The following is an 18565-nucleotide window of genomic DNA, read 5'->3' on the forward strand; positions in this document are numbered from 1 at the left end:
AATCGTTATGCAGTCAATCCTTTTGTGGTCACGGAGCACGCCATGACTGCTGACTCCATAAGGGCCAACCGGCGCATTCTGATCGTCGATGACACGGCTTCGATCCACCAGGACTTCCGCAAGATTCTCTGCGCCGATGCCAATGGCGAGGCTTCATTGGAGAACCTTGAGGAAACGCTGTTCGGCACCGCCCCTAAAGCGCGCCAGACCTTCGAACTGGACTCCGCCTACCAGGGTGAGGAAGCCCTGGACCTGGTCAACCGGGCCCTGACCGCCAACGCGCCCTACGCCATGGCGTTCATCGACATGCGCATGCCGCCGGGCTGGGATGGCCTGCAGACCATCGAACAGCTGTGGAACGTCGACCCCAACCTGCAGATCGCCCTGTGCACGGCTTATTCCGACTACTCCTTTGAAGCCATCGAGGCCCGGTTGAAGTACAACGACCAGTTGCTGATCCTGAAAAAACCCTTCGATCACCTGGAAATCCGCCAGATGGCCAGTGCCCTGACCTGGAAGTGGCAGCTTGCACAGGACATGGCGCTGAAAGTCGTTGGCCTGGAGCGCACCATCGAAGAACGTGTGCAGGAACTGCTCAAGGTTTCCCACTTGCTGCAATACGACGTCCTCACCGGGCTCCCCAACAGCACGCTGCTGGGCGACCGGCTGACGCAGGCGATTGCGTTGGGCCACCGGCATGACACGCAACTGGCGGTGATGTTTATCGGGCTGGACCGCTTCAAGCGCATCAACAATGCCTTGGGCTATCCGGTGGGCGATGAGGTGCTGCAACAGGTCAGCCACAGCCTGGTGGCGGCCGTGCGTGCATCGGATTCGGTGTTTCGCTACGGCGCGGACGAGTTTGTGGTGGTGCTCAACGATGTGCAGCATCCCCTGCAAACCCAGCATATTGCGCAAAAAATACTCACGACCGTGAGTGCCACCCGACATGTCGCAGGGCACGACCTGAGCGTCACCGCCAGCCTGGGCATCGCCATCTACCCCGATGACAGCGGCAATGCCGTGGAACTGATCAAACACGCCGAGACAGCCATGCGCACCCGCAAGGAACTGGGCCCGGATGGTTTCAGCTTTTACACCGAAGACATGAACCGGCGCGCCCGACACCAGCAAAACCTGGAAAGCGCGATTCGCCAGGCGCTGGACCGCCAAGAGTTTGTGCTGCACTACCAGCCGAAGCTGGACCTGAAATCCGGCAAGATCGTCGGCGCCGAAGCGTTGATCCGCTGGTTCCAGCCACACTCGGGCTGGGTCAGCCCAGGCGATTTCATCCCCGTGGCCGAAGACAGCGGGTTGATTGTGCGCCTGACCCAATGGGTGCTGCGCCAAGCCTGCGAGCAAGTGCAGGCCTGGCGTGCGATGGGCCTGCCGCCGCTGTGCATCTCGGTGAACATCTCGGCCATCGACTTTCGCCAACGCGACTTTGTCGACAACCTCGTCGCCGTGCTGAAACAAACCGGCGTGCCGCCGCATTTGCTTGAGCTGGAAATCACCGAAAGCGTGCTGATGCAAAATGTCGACGAAACCGTCAAAACCCTGCACACCATCAAGGCCATGGGTGTGCGCCTGGCGCTGGACGACTTCGGCACCGGTTACTCCAGCCTAAGCTACCTGCGACGCTTTCCTATCGACGTGTTGAAGATCGACCAGTCCTTCGTGCGCGGCGTGAACGTAAATAACCAGGACGAGCAACTGATCAGCGCTATCATCGGTATGGGCAAGAGCCTGGAGCTGAGTATCATCGCCGAAGGGGTAGAAACCCTCGATCAACTGAATTTCCTGCGAACCCAGTTGTGTGAAGAGGGCCAAGGCTTTTTATTCAGCAAGGCCGTGCCCGCGAAGGACTTCGCCCAGTTGCTGCAAGTGGGCTGCGCAACATTGATGCCCGTCCCATAGCCCTATGCTTGCAAGGAGTGCTCGCTTGAGCGATGTCTCAACTTACCGTCTTGGCCTGATGCTCATCCTGTGCCTGTCGACGCGATTGATGGCAGCACCACTGGATGAGGCACTCAAGCCGCTGCCTGCGGTTGCGGCGCTGGACCCGGCCAAGGTCGAGCTGGGTCGCCAGTTGTTCAACGAACCGCGTCTGTCGGTCAACAACACGCTGTCCTGCGCCAGCTGCCATCGACTGGCGTCCGGCGGTGCCGACGACAAGCCGTTTTCCCTTGGCTTCGACGGCAAGCCGGTCGCGATCAACACGCCGTCGGTATTCAACGCCAGCCTGAACTTCAAGCAGTTCTGGAATGGCCGGGTGGATACCCTGGAAGCCCAGGTCGAACAGGTGGTGATCAGCCCCGTGGAAATGGGCAGTGACTGGAAAACCGTGGTGCAGAACCTGTCCGCCATGCCCGCCTACCAGGCCGCGTTCAGCCAGGCCTACCCCGATGGCGTCACCGCCGCCAATGTGCAAAACGCCCTGGCGACCTATGAACGCACCCTGCTAACGCCCAACTCACGATTCGACCAGTACCTGCTGGGCAACACCGAGATCCTTACGCTCCAGGAAAAGTACGGCTACCAGCGCTTCAAGGACTATGGCTGCATTGCCTGCCACCAGGGGGTCAATATCGGCGGCAACATGTTCCAGAAGTTCGGCGTGATGGGCGATTACTTCAAGGCCCGTGGCAATCCGGTGGAATCGGACCTTGGCCGCTACCTGCTGACCAAGGATGAAGAGGATCGCCATGTGTTCAAGGTGCCCAGCCTGCGCAATGTGGCCGTCACCGCGCCGTATTTCCACGACGCTAGCGCCAAGACCCTGGAGGAAGCAGTTGATGTGATGTTCAAGTATCAACTGGGGCGCAACCCATCCCAGGAAGACAAAGACCTGATCATTCAATTTCTCAAGACCCTGACGGGCGAATGGGCAGGTAAACCGCTATGACCCTGTCCACCCGCCGCACCAGCCAGCTCCTGCTCGGCCTGATCACCGTGCTGCTGGCCTCGACGCTGGTCTTTCTGTACCTCAAGTCAGCCCGTGACCAGACCGCCACCTACACCCAGTCGCGGGACCTGATCCGGCAACTCCAGCAGCTCAATGCGCAATGGGACAGTGAGGTGCTCAAGGCCCGGATTTCGATTACCCACAACTACGACCCCCTGGTCGCTCCCCTGCTGGAAATGACCCGGCTGTGGTCCGAGCTGAAAAGCCGCGGCTCCCACCATGAGGCCATCGACCTGCCGCAATGGCAGGCCGATCAGCAGGCCTATGAAGCGGCTATCCAAGAAAAAGCCCGGTTGGTGGACCAGTTCAAATCCCACAACGCGGTGCTGCGCAACTCGCTGGCCTTCCTGCCGACGGCCGAAGACGATATCCAGGCGCAGTTCAATCAGGTTGACGATGAGGGTAAGCAGCAACTGCAAAGCGTGGCCACCGACACCTACGACCTGCTGCTCAGCAGCCTCGAGTTCGCCCAGGTCACCAGTGATGATCGAGCCGCCGACATCCTCGTCGGCCTGGGCAAGCTGGCCGTCAACAAGGAACTGCTGCCCAGTCAGTTCCAGGCGCCTGTCGATATTCTCAGCAATCACATTTCGCTGATCCTGCGCGAGCAGCCATTGGTTAACAGCCTGCTCGAACGGATCGCGGCGGTGCCCGTGGCCGAACGCCTGGATGACCTGACCACCCACCTCAACCAGGACCAGCAGACGGCCGACCTGATCGACCGTCAATACCATCGCTACTTGCTGATTTTCTCCACCTTGCTGGTGTTGCTGTTGCTCTACCTTGCCGTACGCCTGTTGCGCAGTTTCACGGAGATCAACCGGGTCAACCGCGCCTTGCAGGCGGCCAATGAAACCCTGGAGCAACGGGTGGAGCGGCGCACCCAGCAACTCAAGGATGCCCAGAGCGAACTGATGGACAGCGCCCGCCAGGCCGGCATGGCCGAGATCGCCACCAACGTGCTGCACAACGTCGGCAACGTACTCAACAGCGTGAACATCTCCGCCGATCTGGTCAGCCGCAAATTGCGCAGCAGCAAGGCGCTGGGCCTGGGCAAAGCCATGCAGTTGATCAACGAACGCCAGGCTGACCTGGGCACGTTTCTCACCGAAGATGAAAAAGGCAAATTGCTGCCCGGCTACTTGAATCAGTTGGTGGACGCCATCGCTGTCGAACAACAGGGTATGACCGATGAGCTGGCGCAACTGAGCAAAAGCGTCGACCACATCAAGGACATCGTCGCCACCCAACAATCCTACGCCGGTGTGTCCACGCTACTGGAGCCGGTCAACATCGGTGCCTTGATGGAAGATGCCTTGCGCATGAACGCAGGTGCCTTGAGCCGCCACCACGTCACGGTGGTCAAGGAGTACGCGCAAGTGCCGGAAATCCTCGGGGATAAACACCGGTTGTTGCTGATCATGGTCAACCTGATCAGCAACGCCAAGTACGCCATGTCCAACCTCACCGACCGACCACGACAAATGACCCTGGTCGTGCAGCCGGGTGCCGATGACACCTTGCAGATCAGCGTGAAAGACGAGGGTGAAGGTATTCCGGCGGAAAACATGACACGGATCTTCACCCACGGCTTCACCACCCGCAAGGACGGCCACGGCTTTGGCTTGCACAGCTGCGCCCTGGCTGCCGTGGAAATGAACGGCCAGCTCAGCGCCCACAGCGATGGGCCAGGCCTGGGTGCGGTGTTTACCTTGACGATTCCTCTCACACTTGTCGGAAACTCCCCATGAACCAACCGCCCAACCGGCGCATTTTGTTGATCGACGACACGCCGTCGATTCATGACGACTTTCGCAAAATCCTGATGCCTGCCGTTGAATCCAACCAGGCGCTGGATGACATGGAGTCGGCCCTGTTCGGCGACACGGCCAAAGCCCAGGCCCAGGTGTTCGAGTTGCATTCGGCATACGGTGGAGAGGAAGGCCTGCAACTACTCGTCACGGCCATGGCGAACAAACAACCCTACGCCCTGGCCTTCGTCGACATGCGCATGCCCCAGGGCTGGGACGGCGCAAAAACCATAGAGGAACTGTGGAAAGTCGCCCCAGACCTGCAGGTGGTGGTGTGTACCGCGTACTCGGACTATTCCTGGGAAGATCTGCTGGAACGCCTGCACGCCCATGATCGCCTGCTGATCCTGAAAAAGCCCTTCGACAATATTGAAGTGCAGCAAATGGCCAACACCCTGGCCAACAAATGGGACATGGCCCGGCGCGCCTCCCTGCAAACCGCACACCTGGAACAGCTGGTGGAACAACGCACCCAAGCCCTACAACTGGAGATCGACGAGCGCAAGCACCTGGAAAGCCAACTGGTGCAGTCGGAAAAGCTCGCATCCCTGGGGCAACTGGCGGCTGGTGTGGCCCATGAAATCAACAACCCGGTGGGTTTCATCTCCTCCAACCTCAGCACCCTGGACGGCTACTTCAAGCAGTTGCAACAGATGCTGGATGCCTACCGACAGGCCGAAGACGCCCTTGTACCCGCAGAGCAGCGCGATCAACTCAAGGCAATGCGTGAAGACATGGAACTGGATTTTCTCAAGGAAGATATTCCGATCCTGATCAGTGAATCCAAGGAAGGTATCGGCCGGGTGATACAGATCGTCAAGGACCTGAAGAACTTCTCGCGGGTGGACAATGACCAGACCTGGCAATTCGCCAACTTGCTGCAGGGCATCGATTCGACGCTGAACATTGTTGCCAGCGAACTCAAATACAAGGCCGATGTGGTCAAGCGCTATGGCCCCTTACCGGAAATCGAGTGCCTGGCGTCTCAGCTCAACCAGGTGGTGATGAACCTGGTAATCAATGCCGCGCAGGCCATGGGGCCAGAGCGCGGCACCATTACCATCAGCAATGGTGTGGAAGGCGAGCATGTGTGGCTGGAAGTGGCCGACAACGGCTGTGGGATTGCGCCTGAGACTGTGCAGAAAATCTTCGATCCGTTCTTCACCACCAAGCCGGTGGGTGAAGGCACGGGGTTAGGGTTATCGCTTTCCTACGGCATCGTCAAAAAACACCGAGGCGATATTTCCGTCAGCAGCGAACTGGGCAAAGGTACGACGTTTCGGGTGGTGTTGCCGATCCGGCAGACGGCGGCGTAGGACACGCCGCCGTAATGTGCTCACGCCTCGGCTTTTTTCGGGCTCGAACCAAACGACGCGAAACGCTTGTTGAACCCGGCGATCCGCCCTTCGGCCTGGGTCTTGCGCTGTTGTCCGGTGTAGATCGGGTGCGAGGCGCTGGACACGTCCAACGGGATGTACGGGTAGGTGTTGCCGTCGCTGTGTTTATGGGTGCGGTCGCTGTCGGCCGTGGAGCCGATCAGGAAGAACACATCGGCGGCGGTGTCGTGGAACAGCACGGTGCGGTAGTCAGGATGGATACCAGCTTTCATAAGGCCTCCGGGGCGTCTGAGTGCGAAACTAGCGTTATACAGTAACACAAATAATGCAGCCAAACGAGAACCGATTGCAATAAGCATAGACCTGTCAGAACTCACAGTAGACGTTGTTAGCTGCTAGCCAGACACTCCACGTAAGCCCACTGCCTCGGAACGCACGCATGGAGCGTCGACTGCTGATCCTGCTGCTGTCTTACCTGCCGTTGGTGGCGATGGCACAGGATGATGGGGTCGAGCACCTACTGGCGCAGATGACCCTTGAAGAAAAGGTGGGCCAACTGACGATGTTGCACATAGTGGACACCCCTGACGGGGCCATCATTGATCTGCAAAGCCAGAAACACCTGGCGATGACTGATGTTGGCGCAGTGATAGGCGCCAGCGGTGCAGAAAAAACCCGTCAATTGCAGCGTCTGGTGGTGGAAGGCTCGCGACTGCATATTCCTTTGCTGTTTTCTCTAGACGTCATTCACGGTTTTTGCACGATGTTCCCGGTACCCCTTGCCGAAGCCAGTGCCTGGGAGCCTGATCTCACCCAGCGCACCGCGCATGCCGCCGCAGTGGAGGCGACGGCCAGTGGCGTGCATTGGACGTTCGCGCCGATGATCGATATCACTCGCGACCCACGCTGGGGACGCGTGGTGGAGGGCTCGGGAGAAGACCCGTTTTTGGGCGCGGCTATGACAAGGGCGCGAATAATGGGTTTTCATGGGGACGGGCCGACCAGTACGGCGTTCATGTTGGCCACCGCGAAACATTTCGTGGCGTACGGCGCTGCCGAAGCAGGACGCGACTACAACACCGTAAACCTGTCGCAACGCATGCTGTGGGAAGTCTACCTGCCACCCTTTCAGGCCGCCGTTCAGGCAAGCGTCGATGCCATCATGCCGGCTTTCAACGAACTTGAGGGGCTGCCGATGGTCAGCAACCAGGCACTGCTTGACGGTGTGCTGCGTCGGCGATGGGGGTTTTCGGGAATGATCGTCTCGGACCATGACGCACTGTCTGAATTGATCACCCATGGCGTTGCAGCGACGCCCTTGGACGCGTCACGTCAAGCGATAGAAGCTGGCCTGGATATAGAAATGGCCAACCAGTTTTTCAGGCAGAACCTCCCCTATCTGGTGAGGAGCGGCCAAGTGCCCATGGCGACCGTGGACAACGCCGTACGCCGCGTACTCAAGGCCAAGCAGCGGCTGGGCCTGTTCGATGATCCCTATCGCTACAGTGATGTAACCCGGCAACGCTTGCTGTCTCAAACCCCGCAAGCCCGCGCACTTGCCCGAGAAGCCGCACAAAAGTCCATCGTGCTGCTGAAAAATGCCGATTCATTGCTGCCCTTGTCGAAAGATCTTCAAAAGATTCTGGTCGTCGGCAGCCTCGCAACGGATGTCGCTGCCAGCCTGAAAAACTGTATGGCTGTGGAGCAACCCATTGGGGCGGTCTCAATTCTGCAAGGCATACAGAACGCCGCCTCCCCCGCCAGTCGAGTGATCTATGTGCCCGGCGCTTCACCGTCAAGCCAGGACACCCAGGGTATTGCAGCGGCACAAAACGCTGCCCAAGAGGCCGATGTGATCGTCGCGGTATTGGGTGAAACCTCAGACATGAGCGGCGAAGCCAACAGCCGCGCCAGCCTGGATCTGCCCGGCGCCCAGAATTCCCTCTTGCGGGCTCTCTTGAAAACCGGGAAGCCCGTGGTCGTTATCCTGATGAATGGGCGCCCATTGGCATTGACCGGCACCGTTGAGCGAGCACCGGCGATCATCGAATCCTGGTTTCTGGGTACTGAAGCAGGTAACGCCGTGGCCGATGTACTGTTCGGCGACACAAACCCAAGCGGCAAACTGCCCATGACCTTCCCCCGCAGCGTGGGGCAGGTTCCCATCTACTATGCGCACAAAAACACCGGACGCCCGATTGTAGGCGAGGACGACAGTTGGAGATCGCGTTACATCGATCAACCCTCGACCCCGTTATACCCTTTCGGTTTCGGTCTGAGTTACACCACGTTCAGCTATGGCATGCCTCAATTGAGCAGCACGCGCCTCAGCTCCAGCCAAACCTTGACTGTACGGACCAACGTCACCAATACCGGCTCACGCGCAGGCGATGAAATTGTTCAGTTGTACCTGCGTGACACTGTCGCCAGCGTCACCCGCCCTGTGCGCCAGTTACGCGGCTTTCGCAAAGTGCATTTAAGACCCGGCCAAACGCAGGAGGTGGTTTTCACCCTCGATGCTAATGACTTTGCAGTGCTGGATGCGGATTTTGAGTCAAGGGTGGAAGCCGGCACCTTCACCCTGTTCGTTGGGGGTGATTCAACCACCGACAACCAGGCCCACTTCGAAGTCACTGATAGCCGCAAGCTCTCTATATCAGGCCAGTCCGTCTCATCCAGCAGGTCAAATTGAACATTCCCACAGGTTGTCTAGGGTTTCCTTACAGGCGCAGAATGCCGGACCGACCAAAAGAGTCTGAACCCAAGGAAACCGTATGAGCCTGTCCTTGCTAAGCCGTTACGCCTTCTTTGCCGTGTGCGTCATCTTCACCCTCGCCAGCCTCCCCTTTATCGAACACGAATGGCTGTGGCCCATCACGGTGGTCACCGGCGTGTTGAGCCTGATCGGCCTCTTCGATCTGCTGCAAAGCCCCCACGCCGTGCGCCGCAATTACCCGATCCTGGGCAATATCCGTTACCTGGTGGAAGCCATCCGCCCGGAAATCCGCCAGTACCTGCTCGAATCCGACAGCGATGCCCTGCCCTTCTCCCGCGCCCAGCGCTCGCTGGTCTACTCGCGGGCGAAGAACGAAAGCGCCGACAAACCCTTCGGCACCCTGATCGACGTGTACCAGTCGGGCTTCGAATTCATCGGCCACTCCATGCGCCCGGCACCGCTCAGCGACCCCAGCGCATTTCGCGTAATGGTCGGCGGCCCGCAGTGCACGCAGCCGTACTCGGCATCGGTGTTCAATATCTCGGCGATGAGCTTTGGTTCATTGAGCGCCAACGCGATTCGCGCGCTGAACCAGGGCGCCAAGCTTGGCAACTTCGCCCACGACACCGGCGAAGGCAGCATCAGCCCCTACCACCGCGAAAACGGTGGCGACCTGACCTGGGAACTGGGCAGCGGTTATTTCGGCTGTCGCACCAGCGATGGCCGTTTCGACCCGGAGCGCTTCGCCGTACAGGCGCAGAACCCGCAAGTGCGCATGATCGAAATCAAGATGAGCCAGGGCGCCAAACCCGGCCACGGCGGGATCCTGCCCAAGCACAAGGTCACCCAGGAAATCGCCGACACCCGCGGCATCCTGATGGGCGAAGACTGCATCTCGCCGTCGCGTCACAGCGCGTTCTCCACACCGATCGAACTGATGCAGTTCATCGCCCAACTGCGTGAACTGTCCGGCGGCAAACCGGTGGGCTTCAAGTTCTGTCTGGGCCACCCGTGGGAATTCATGGGCATCGCCAAGGCCATGCTCGAAACCGGCATCCTCCCGGACTTTATCGTGGTCGACGGCAAGGAGGGCGGCACCGGCGCCGCGCCGGTGGAGTTCACCGACCACATCGGCGTGCCGCTGCGCGAAGGCCTGCTGTTCGTGCATAACACCCTGGTGGGGCTGAACCTGCGCGACAAGATCAAGCTCGGCGCCAGCGGCAAGATCGTTAGCGCCTTCGATATCGCCAGCGTACTGGCCATCGGCGCCGACTGGGCCAACTCGGCACGCGGCTTCATGTTTGCCATCGGCTGCATTCAGTCGCAAAGCTGCCACACCAACAAATGCCCGACCGGCGTGGCGACTCAAGACCCGCTGCGCCAGCGCGCCCTGGTGGTGCCGGACAAGGCCCAGCGCGTGTTCAACTTCCACCGCAACACCCTCAAGGCCCTGGCGGAAATGCTCGCGGCGGCGGGCCTGGAGCATCCATCGCAACTGTCGGCCAAGCATTTGGTGCGGCGTATGTCGGCGACCGAGATCAAGTTGTTCTCGCAGTTGCATGTGTTCCTCAAGCCTGGCGAACTGCTCACAGGGGAAGTGAACGGAGAGTTTTATTCGCGGATGTGGCAGATGGCGCGGGCGGACAGCTTTGAACCCCACGAAGCCAGCGCCGCGTGACATCAAGATAACGACCTTCACCGCTGAACCGGACCATCGACGGCATCGTTGAAACAAGGAGATTCACATGCCGTTACTAGACTTCGCTGCCATCGCCGAGCAACTGCCGGACAGTTGGAGATCGACGCAGCTGGGCCGGGTGGAAGCGGGTATCGCTCACGCCTTGCTCGGCGGCCGCCATGGCACGCGTGTCATCATTGATGTCTAGAGACATTCAGTAATACCCAACCTTTGCAATTGCTTACAAATACCGCCAACCTGCGCCCGCCCGACGTGCGGCGTACGACAACGCCCACGCTCACCTGTCCTTGTTAAACCTGATATTCAAGAGCCCGTAGCCATGCCTGACGGACGCGACCCACGCATCGATTTTTTTCGGGGCCTGGCGTTGATCTTCATTTTCTGGGATCACGTCCCCCACAACCCTCTCGGCCAGATCACCTTGCGCAACGTCGGTTTCAGCGACGCTGCGGAGGTGTTCGTGTTCCTCGCCGGCTTTGCCGCCGTGCTCGCCTACGGCAAGATCCTGCGGCGCGACGGCTACTGGCTGGCCAGTTTGAAAATCCTGCGACGCACCTGGGTGCTGTACGTGGTGCATATCTTTTTGCTGGCGCTGCTGATGGGCATCGTGTTCTTTGCCAACAGCCATGTGGAAACCCGCGACCTGGTCGAGGAAATGGGCCTGACACACTTCGTCACCCACCCGCAGCAGGCGCTGACCGACGAACTGCTGCTGCGCTTCAAGCCCAACCTGATGGACCCGCTGCCGCTGTATATCGTGCTGTTGGGCGGCCTGCCGCTGGTGCTGCCGATGATGATGCGCAAGGTAGAGGCCGTGGTGGCCGTGTCGCTGGCGATCTACTTGATGGCGCCTTGGATGGGCTGGAACCTGCGCGCGATTGCCGACGGCGTGTGGTACTTCAACCCGGTCACCTGGCAGTTGCTGTTCGTGCTCGGCGGCGCGGCGGCAGTGTACAGCCAGCGGCCGAAAACGGCGCAGGTACGCCCCTTGTCGCGCCAGCCGCTGTTTGTCGCGTGCGCCCTGTATGTGTTGCTGGCAGCGGTGATCACCCTGTCGTGGCGCTGGCCCGAAGTGCACGACGCGTGGATGCCGGCGTGGCTCAGTGACGGGCTGTACCCGATCAGCAAGACCGATTTGTCACCGGTGCGGCTCTTGCATTTCCTCGCCCTGGCCTACGTCACGGCGAAGCTGTTGCCCCACCACGGCTGGACGCAGAACCGTGTTGCCACTGAGGTATGCCGCATGGGCCGCTATTCCCTGGAAGTGTTCTGCCTGGGGGTGGTGCTGGCGCCCTTGGCAGACATGCTCAACGCCTTGGCCAACGATGCAGTGGCCATGCAACTGACCACCGCCGTGGCCGGTGCGCTGTTGATGGTGGGCCTCGCCGTCTGGCTGGACATGCTCAAGCGCCTGGACGCGGTCGCCAAGCCCGCGCTACATAGGTAGCGCCCGGTAAAACCGGCAGGGTGATTCCATTTCCTTCCACTTCAACGGTGAAAGGAAATGGTCCATGCCAACCCATCAACTGCTCAACGGTCTGTCGGGCAACCTGCAATCGAGTGACGCCTGGGGCCAACAACAAGCCCTGGAACAGATCCAGCGCACGCTCACACTTACACTCGACAGCCTCACCCCGGACCAACAGCGCACTTATGTACGGCTGCAACGCGAAGCGCTCCAGGCGCTTACCGCAGTGGAGTCCGAAAACCACAACCTGATCAACACGTTCAAGACCCAGGGGCTGGCCCGATTGCGCGAGCGCATCGGCAATCAGGACCCTCTGCAAGTGTTCCTGCACACCCGCTATCTGGAGGAAGTGCAGGCGCCACTGCCCTGGGAACCGCGCACCAGCACCACCAGTCTCTCGCCGAACCTGCGGCGCTTTCGCCGCGCCTACGACGAATGGAAATATCGCTCGCACGTGTCCAGCCTGTCGTTGTGGGAGGCGGCCTGCCTGAATTTCGACTTCGCCACCAGCACACCGCAGCGCTCGGGGACCACCTTCATCGATGCCGCCTACCTGACGGGCAATGAAAACCCCAGGCTGACCGTCAAAGCCTTTGTCGACATCGCCCGCGACCTGGACCTCGGTGGGCAACTGGATACCACCCTCAGGGCGACCTTGGGCAAGGACGGAAAACTGCAACGGCTGCTGCACGAGAGCACACTCGCAAACCTCAGGTTCGAAGCCTTGGAAGCCTACCGAAACCGTGCCGTCACCGGGCTCACCCGGGAACTCTACGACCGCCTGACCCAAGCCATTGATGGCAGTGGCCCGGCACTGGAATTTGAAACACTCGGGATGAGCACCGGCGTCACGCTGCTGCCGGCGGTGCCGTTCGTGCCGTCCGGCGAGACCATCCCGGTGCCCCTGCTGCTGATTCGCGTGGGCAGCCTCGGGGTGGTGTCTTATTTCCCGTTCCGTCCCGGCGGCGCGATGCACTATCACGCGGACGCCAACGCCGCCAACGCCCACTTCATGCAACAACTCAAGGACGGCCATCGCAGGCACGACCTGGGCTGGTTTTCACGGCAACTGCCGATGACCGAAATGCAGGGGTTCAAACGCCTGGACGCCAGTGAGCAGCGCCCGGAAAACCTGAGTGCCGCCGCGGGCTTCCTGTACGACACCTTCCACCGCCTGTTCCCGGCCAAGACCCTGGACGGCCTGCGCTTCACGCCAGACCCGAAACACGGGCGCACCGAAAGCCTGGCGCAAGCCCTCACCTACCGTCACATCCAGCACTACCAGGCGAATCTCGCGACGTTGGCAACCCGTCGCTCGACCCGTGACCTGCAAGCGGTCATGGCAGGTGCTGCGGCGATCGCCGACGAAATCCTGCAACTATTGCTGACACCCATGCCCGGCGGCGTCACCGGTTTGAACCGGGTGATGCAGGCGGTGGTATTTGGCAGCCTCACCTACAGCGTCATCATCGGTTTCAACGAAGTTGCCAGAGGCCAGGCCAGTGATTTTGCTGCCGCCATGGCGGATGTAGCGGACCTGGCGATCAACGGCCTGCTGATCTCCACGGCCGGCCGGGTGCACCAGCAGCGCATCCAGGGTTTGTTGCAACGCTTGGGCAATCCGCAGAAGCTGACCCGCAGCGACGGCACCGCTGTCCTCTGGAAACCCGACATCGGTACGTACGCGATCCTTGATCAAAACCTGCTCAACGGGCAGACGCCGAACGCGCAGGGCGTCTACCAGATCAATGGCAGGCAATACGCGTGGTTGAAACATGGCGAACAGCAACGGGTCGTTGAAGTCGACCATGACCCGAAGGCCCTGGGGTTTGTGCTCAAACAGGAAAACGGCAGCAATGCCGCCCCACCAATCGTGTTCAACCCGGCCCTGCAAGCCTGGACCCTGGACCTGAAGAACGCCCACGCCCTGTCGGACATCCAACTGATCGAGCGCATGCTGCCCAATGGTTCAAGCCCGGTGCCCAGGGTGGACATGGACCACATGCTGCGCAGCATCGCGCCCAGCCGCAGCACCCTGGACAGCGTATGGGCCGGAGAACTGGCGCCCATCAACCTGATCGAAGGGGTCAGGCGCTTGCAGGTCGACCGGGTGATCGACCAGTTGATCAGCGACTTCCACCGACGCGGCTACATGCCGCCCCATGCCGATGGCGCCGTGCTGTGCCTGTTGACGCAAGTGCCTGGGTGGCCCAGCGAGGTATCCATCCAGGTGTATGACGCCCAAGGCGCGCTCATCGAAACCTATGCCGCCACGGACACTCCAGCGGCCACAGGCAGCATCACCAAGCTCAAACGCCGCGACGATGGCACCTACATCGCCCTCGACGGCGCCGACACGACGGTCACCTCCCAGGAGCAACTGTTCGAGCTGATCATCGACCAACAGCCTGCAAATTCGCTACTGGGCAGGGAAGGCAGCCCGAACTTGACGCCGGCCCAACGCATTGCGCGTGTGCGGCTGCAAATCAGCGAGTTGGCCCAGGCTCACCGGCTGGCACTGTTCAGCGCCTTGTACCGGTATGCCGGACATGCCCGGCACGAACTGCCCGCCGCGGACACCGCGCGCGCGTTTATCCCGTTGAAGGTCGCCCCACCGCTGGTGCCCATCACGCCCGTGCTGCGCAAACTGCGCGACAGGTTTGCGCCATTGACCCCGGCCAACCTGGCACAGCTGCTGGAAGACGTGCCCTTGAACGCGAGCCAGCAGGCCACGTTCCTGCAAAGTGGTACGTTGCCGCAGTCGGTACGTGACCACTTGGACCACCACCGCGCCGCGCTGCGCATCGATGTGGCCCTCGACAGCCTGTACCACCCGCGCGTGTTCCATGCCGACAACGATCAATGGGCCCGGGAGTTTGCCACCAGCCTGCTGCGCGAAGTCCTGGATCGACAGTTCGTCGTCACCGAGCTTGCCACCAGCAAGGCCACCCCACGCTATGTATCCACGGGCCCCGACGACACCACGGTCGAGCTGCTGCATTACGGCGAGGGCCGCTATGAAGCCTACGACATGCGCAACGGCGGGCCGATCCCGGTGTCGCCGGCCGTCGACAGTTTCTACCTGGCGATCGGCTCGGTGCTGCAACCCCACGAGCGGCTGAAGCTGGGCATGCAATCAGCCTCTGATGCACAGGGGTTGCGAAATACACTCGGCAATCTGATGAGTGCCCAACGCAGCCCGCGCGGCTATGTCAGCCTGCTCGACCTTTCGCTGCGCCAGTACGAATACGATGGGGTACTGCCAACGGGGGCGCAGCCCAACGCCAAGGGTCTCTACGATCTGGACGGGCAACACCTGCTGCCGCTCTACGGCTCGCTGTACCCGATCGAGTTTGACACCCGCGTGTTGAAGTGGCGACTCAAGCATCCCAGCAAGGTCGGCGTCGATACGCCCCTGCTGGAACACAACGGGCGTGGCGCGTGGCGCCTGTCCAGCGAAAACCCGATGGCCTGGAGCGACCATCGCCTGCTCTATCGCCTGGGCGCCCAGGACTACAACGTCGACGAGCGCACCGCCGCGCGCATCCTCAGAATCACGGGTACGCCTGCTCGCGCGCTGCGCGAGGTGCACAGCACCCACCGGGCACCGCCGCCGTTACTGGAAGACACGTGCAAACGCTTTCGCATCGAGCGCGACATCCTGCACTTTATCGAGGCCATGAGCACCTACTCCGCCACACAGAATGCCCGGCCTTCCCTGCAGTTGCTGCTCGCCAGCCGCCTGCCCAATTGGCCTGGCAGCCACCGCCTGGAGATCGTCGACAGCGAAGGCACGGTGATTCGCCAATACCCCGCAACGCGCAACCCTTCGGCCGATACCATACGCCTCACCGAGGCCGAAAGCCGCAGCCGCGAACCATTGAAAAAGCTGGTACGCAACGATGCGCTGATCCGCGCACTGCTCAGTGAACTGCCGGCCTCCGAGGAGGAGCGTCTGTTCAAACTGGCGAAGAAAATTGCCGAGCATGCCTACCATGAACGCGCGCAATTGTTCGACAACCTGTATGCCCAAAGCGAGCAAGGCGGCAACGTGCTCGAACAGCGCTTCAAATCGCGTTTTCCACACATGCCCCGCAGTGCGGTCACGGCCATCCTCGAACAGGCCAGCCCACAGGAGCTCAAGCAACTGCAGGATCACAGCCAAGTCGGCCTGCGCCTGGCCGAACAGGCTCGGCTCACCGCCCATGACGTGCGCCTGAACCGCGCCTTCGAGGGCCTCTACCTCAAGACCCTGGCCAACCCCGACAGCGAAAAAATCACCTTGCACCTGCTCAAGGATCTGCCCGGCTGGCCGCCGCAACTGCGCCTGGACATCCACGACGGCAACGCCAACGGTCGCCTGCTGGAAAGCGCGGGCCAGCCTGCTGGCATCGACCGGCGCACACTCGCCCGGTTCAACGGTGGGTTCCACGCCTACGACAAGCAGGGCCGCTTGCTCAATGAGCCTGCCGAGGTCGGCAGCGACTTGCTCAACGCCATCAGCCTGTTGCTGTCAGACGCCGAGTGCAAGGCATTGGGGATCGTCGATGGCGGCGACCTGTCCCCGGTGCAACACACCATCGCCGAACTGGCGCTGAACCAGCGCATCGCCATCAAGGAACTGCTCGGCCTGCCCCATATCCCGTATTGGCTGCAACCGCCGATGCGGGTCGACAGTTCATTCATCGCCTATCCGTTCTCGCTGCGGGGGCTCTGGCCGTTCAGTGGGAATCAACCTGTGGACCTGGTGGGCAAGGTGCGCGAACTCTATCCCAGCTTCAGCCAGTTCCGCGCCCGGGAACTGATTGACGGCCTGGACATGAGCGAGCCGGCGGCGTTGATCGAGTTGCAACGGCGCAAGGCCGAATATCAGTCCCTGCAATTCGAATTGCAGCGCTGGATCGAAACACCCCAGGCCGTCGACGACCCAGCCACCGACCCGGTGGGTTGGAACTACGGTGTACGCCGCCAACTCGCCGACCGCATCCTGCGCGCCTGGCGCCAGGAAAGCCGTGTTGCCTATGACAATGACTCAGGCTTGTTCGACACGCATCAACTGCAACTGCGCCTGAACGGCAACAGCCTGCCCGACCCTGACTTCATCTTGAGCACCCAGGGCTTCGAACACATTGAATACCTGCGGATCGACGGCGATACCTTCCCGCCGACAGGCAACGCGTTCCTCGGTAAATTCACCGGCCTGACCCACTTGAAGATCGACTGCATGCTCAGTGAGCTGCCCACCAGCCTGACTCAGATGACCCAGCTTGAGCACCTGGACTTGCGTGACAACGCGATCGTACTGACAGGCGAGTCGCGTCAGCGATTGGCCAACATGACCCGACTGAACGAACTCCATCTGGATGGCAACCCCCTGGGGCTGACGCCGGATGTCTCGCGCATGAGCCGCCTGCGAGTACTGGCGCTGCGCCAGACCAACATTGAACACTGGCCCATCGGCGCCGAAAGCCGCAGCAGCCTGCGCCACCTGCTATTGCAGGAAAACCGCTTGACCACGATTCCCGACGCCGTATTTTCCGATGTGCGCATGGGGCCGACCAACCGCAACACAGTCCTGCATGACAATCCCTTGAGCGAGACCACCCTGGCGAGGATCCGCGACTATCGCCATCGCACCGGGATTGTCATCGGTGGAACGTTACCGGGCATCTTGCACCAGCAGGCCATGTCGATTGACTTCAGCCGCTGGCTGGCCGGCGTGCCTGTCGAGCAGCACGCTGCACGACAGACCTTGTGGGAGCAGTTGCGCAACAACGAGGGTGCCAGCCCGGATGACACGTTCCGGGTGCTGCGCGACCTGCCCCAGTCGTATGCCTACACCCACAGCCCGGCCAGCCAGCAGGCCCTGACCGAACGGGTCTGGCACCTGCTCGATGCCATGGGGCAATCCACCGAGCTGCGCGAGCGGGTGTTTCTCAACACCTACCTCGACGGCACCTGCGGCGACGGCGCCATCCTGGCTTTTATCAATATGGAGATCGAACACCTCGTCCACCAGGCCCGGTCCCACGCCGGCAGCAACCAGGCCGACCGTGAACTGCTGAAGTTGGCCAGGCAGCTGTTCTACCTGCGCCAGGTGGACCAATTGGCCGAGAGACACATCCAGACTCTGCGCGAAGCAGGGGTGGAACCGGACGATGCGGAAGTGAAGCTGTACTACCGGCTGCGTTTTCGCGCGCAATTCCAACTGCCGATCCGTCGTGAAGAAATGCTGTATGCGGTGGAGGAATGGGTCGATGAACACGACATCGCTGCTGCCCGTCGTACCCTGGAGGCCCTGAGCAACACCCAGGCGGCGCAGAACTCATTATTGATGGAGGAATTCTGGATCGAGTACCTGGCCCGCAGTTACCCGGAGCCCTTCTCGACCATTGAGAACGTGGTCAGTCACCAATTGAACAGCCTGAACCAGGAGATCGCGGACAAGCGCTCGGAGGCCTATCTGGAACGTCGGCAATCCCTGGTGGATCTGGAGATTGCCGAACGCAATCGCCTGGTGCGCCAGTTGACCGAAGCGGCGCAACTGGCACAACAGCAGGTCAATTGAG

The 18565-nt window shown here is 60.9% G+C and carries 9 protein-coding genes and 3 pseudogenes; 11 read left to right on the forward strand and 1 reads right to left on the reverse strand.

What is annotated here, in order from left to right; genetic code table 11:
* Positions 1–42 precede the first annotated feature (42 nt).
* From NL123_RS24755 to NL123_RS24780, 6 genes and pseudogenes are all read left to right on the forward strand, one after another.
* Positions 43–1917 (forward strand): putative bifunctional diguanylate cyclase/phosphodiesterase, encoded by a 1875-nt coding sequence (locus tag NL123_RS24755; protein WP_494356546.1) that lies wholly within the window; start codon positions 43–45, stop codon positions 1915–1917.
* Positions 1918–1975: 58 nt separating this feature from the next.
* Positions 1976–2905: a cytochrome-c peroxidase gene (locus NL123_RS24760; protein ID WP_494358340.1), complete on the forward strand. Its 930-nt coding sequence runs from the start codon at positions 1976–1978 to the stop codon at positions 2903–2905.
* The gene (locus NL123_RS24765) at positions 2902–4716 is read left to right on the forward strand and encodes a DAHL domain-containing protein (protein ID WP_494356547.1); all 1815 of its coding nucleotides are present in this window, start codon (positions 2902–2904) and stop codon (positions 4714–4716) included. The genes NL123_RS24760 and NL123_RS24765 overlap by 4 nt, the downstream gene beginning before the upstream one ends.
* A 110-nt stretch (positions 4717–4826) precedes the next feature.
* Positions 4827–5150 (forward strand): annotated as a pseudogene (locus NL123_RS24770) (response regulator); the annotation flags it as partial.
* A gap of 135 nt (positions 5151–5285) precedes the next feature.
* Positions 5286–5369, forward strand: a pseudogene (locus NL123_RS24775) (hypothetical protein); the annotation flags it as partial.
* Positions 5370–5771: 402 nt separating this feature from the next.
* Positions 5772–6092: pseudogene (locus tag NL123_RS24780) on the forward strand (sensor histidine kinase); the annotation flags it as partial.
* Between the two features lie 20 nt (positions 6093–6112).
* On the opposite strand, the gene NL123_RS24785 reads toward NL123_RS24780, so the two are convergent.
* Complete coding sequence (locus NL123_RS24785) at positions 6113–6385, reverse strand: type B 50S ribosomal protein L31 (protein WP_071488679.1); 273 nt, start codon at positions 6383–6385, stop codon at positions 6113–6115.
* A gap of 167 nt (positions 6386–6552) precedes the next feature.
* On the opposite strand from NL123_RS24785, the gene bglX reads away from it, so the two are divergent.
* The 5 genes from bglX to NL123_RS24810 all read left to right on the forward strand — a co-directional run bounded on the left by bglX (position 6553) and on the right by NL123_RS24810 (position 18564).
* Positions 6553–8805 carry a beta-glucosidase BglX gene (bglX, locus tag NL123_RS24790; protein WP_248486471.1) on the forward strand — a complete coding sequence of 751 codons (2253 nt, stop codon included), beginning with the start codon at positions 6553–6555 and terminating at the stop codon, positions 8803–8805.
* 82 nt (positions 8806–8887) lie between these two features.
* Positions 8888–10507: an FMN-binding glutamate synthase family protein gene (locus NL123_RS24795; RefSeq protein ID WP_179029479.1), complete on the forward strand. Its 1620-nt coding sequence runs from the start codon at positions 8888–8890 to the stop codon at positions 10505–10507.
* A 67-nt stretch (positions 10508–10574) separates the two neighbouring features.
* Positions 10575–10715 carry a hypothetical protein gene (locus NL123_RS24800; protein ID WP_494356548.1) on the forward strand — a complete coding sequence of 47 codons (141 nt, stop codon included), beginning with the start codon at positions 10575–10577 and terminating at the stop codon, positions 10713–10715.
* A 132-nt stretch (positions 10716–10847) separates the two neighbouring features.
* Complete coding sequence (locus NL123_RS24805; protein ID WP_494356549.1) at positions 10848–11975, forward strand: OpgC family protein; 1128 nt, start codon at positions 10848–10850, stop codon at positions 11973–11975.
* 64 nt (positions 11976–12039) lie between these two features.
* Entirely contained in the window at positions 12040–18564 is a 6525-nt protein-coding gene (locus NL123_RS24810) for an NEL-type E3 ubiquitin ligase domain-containing protein (RefSeq protein ID WP_494356550.1), read from the forward strand.
* Position 18565: the final 1 nt, after the last annotated feature.

The sequence above is a fragment of the Pseudomonas sp. FBCC-B1565 genome (genome assembly GCF_059133265.1).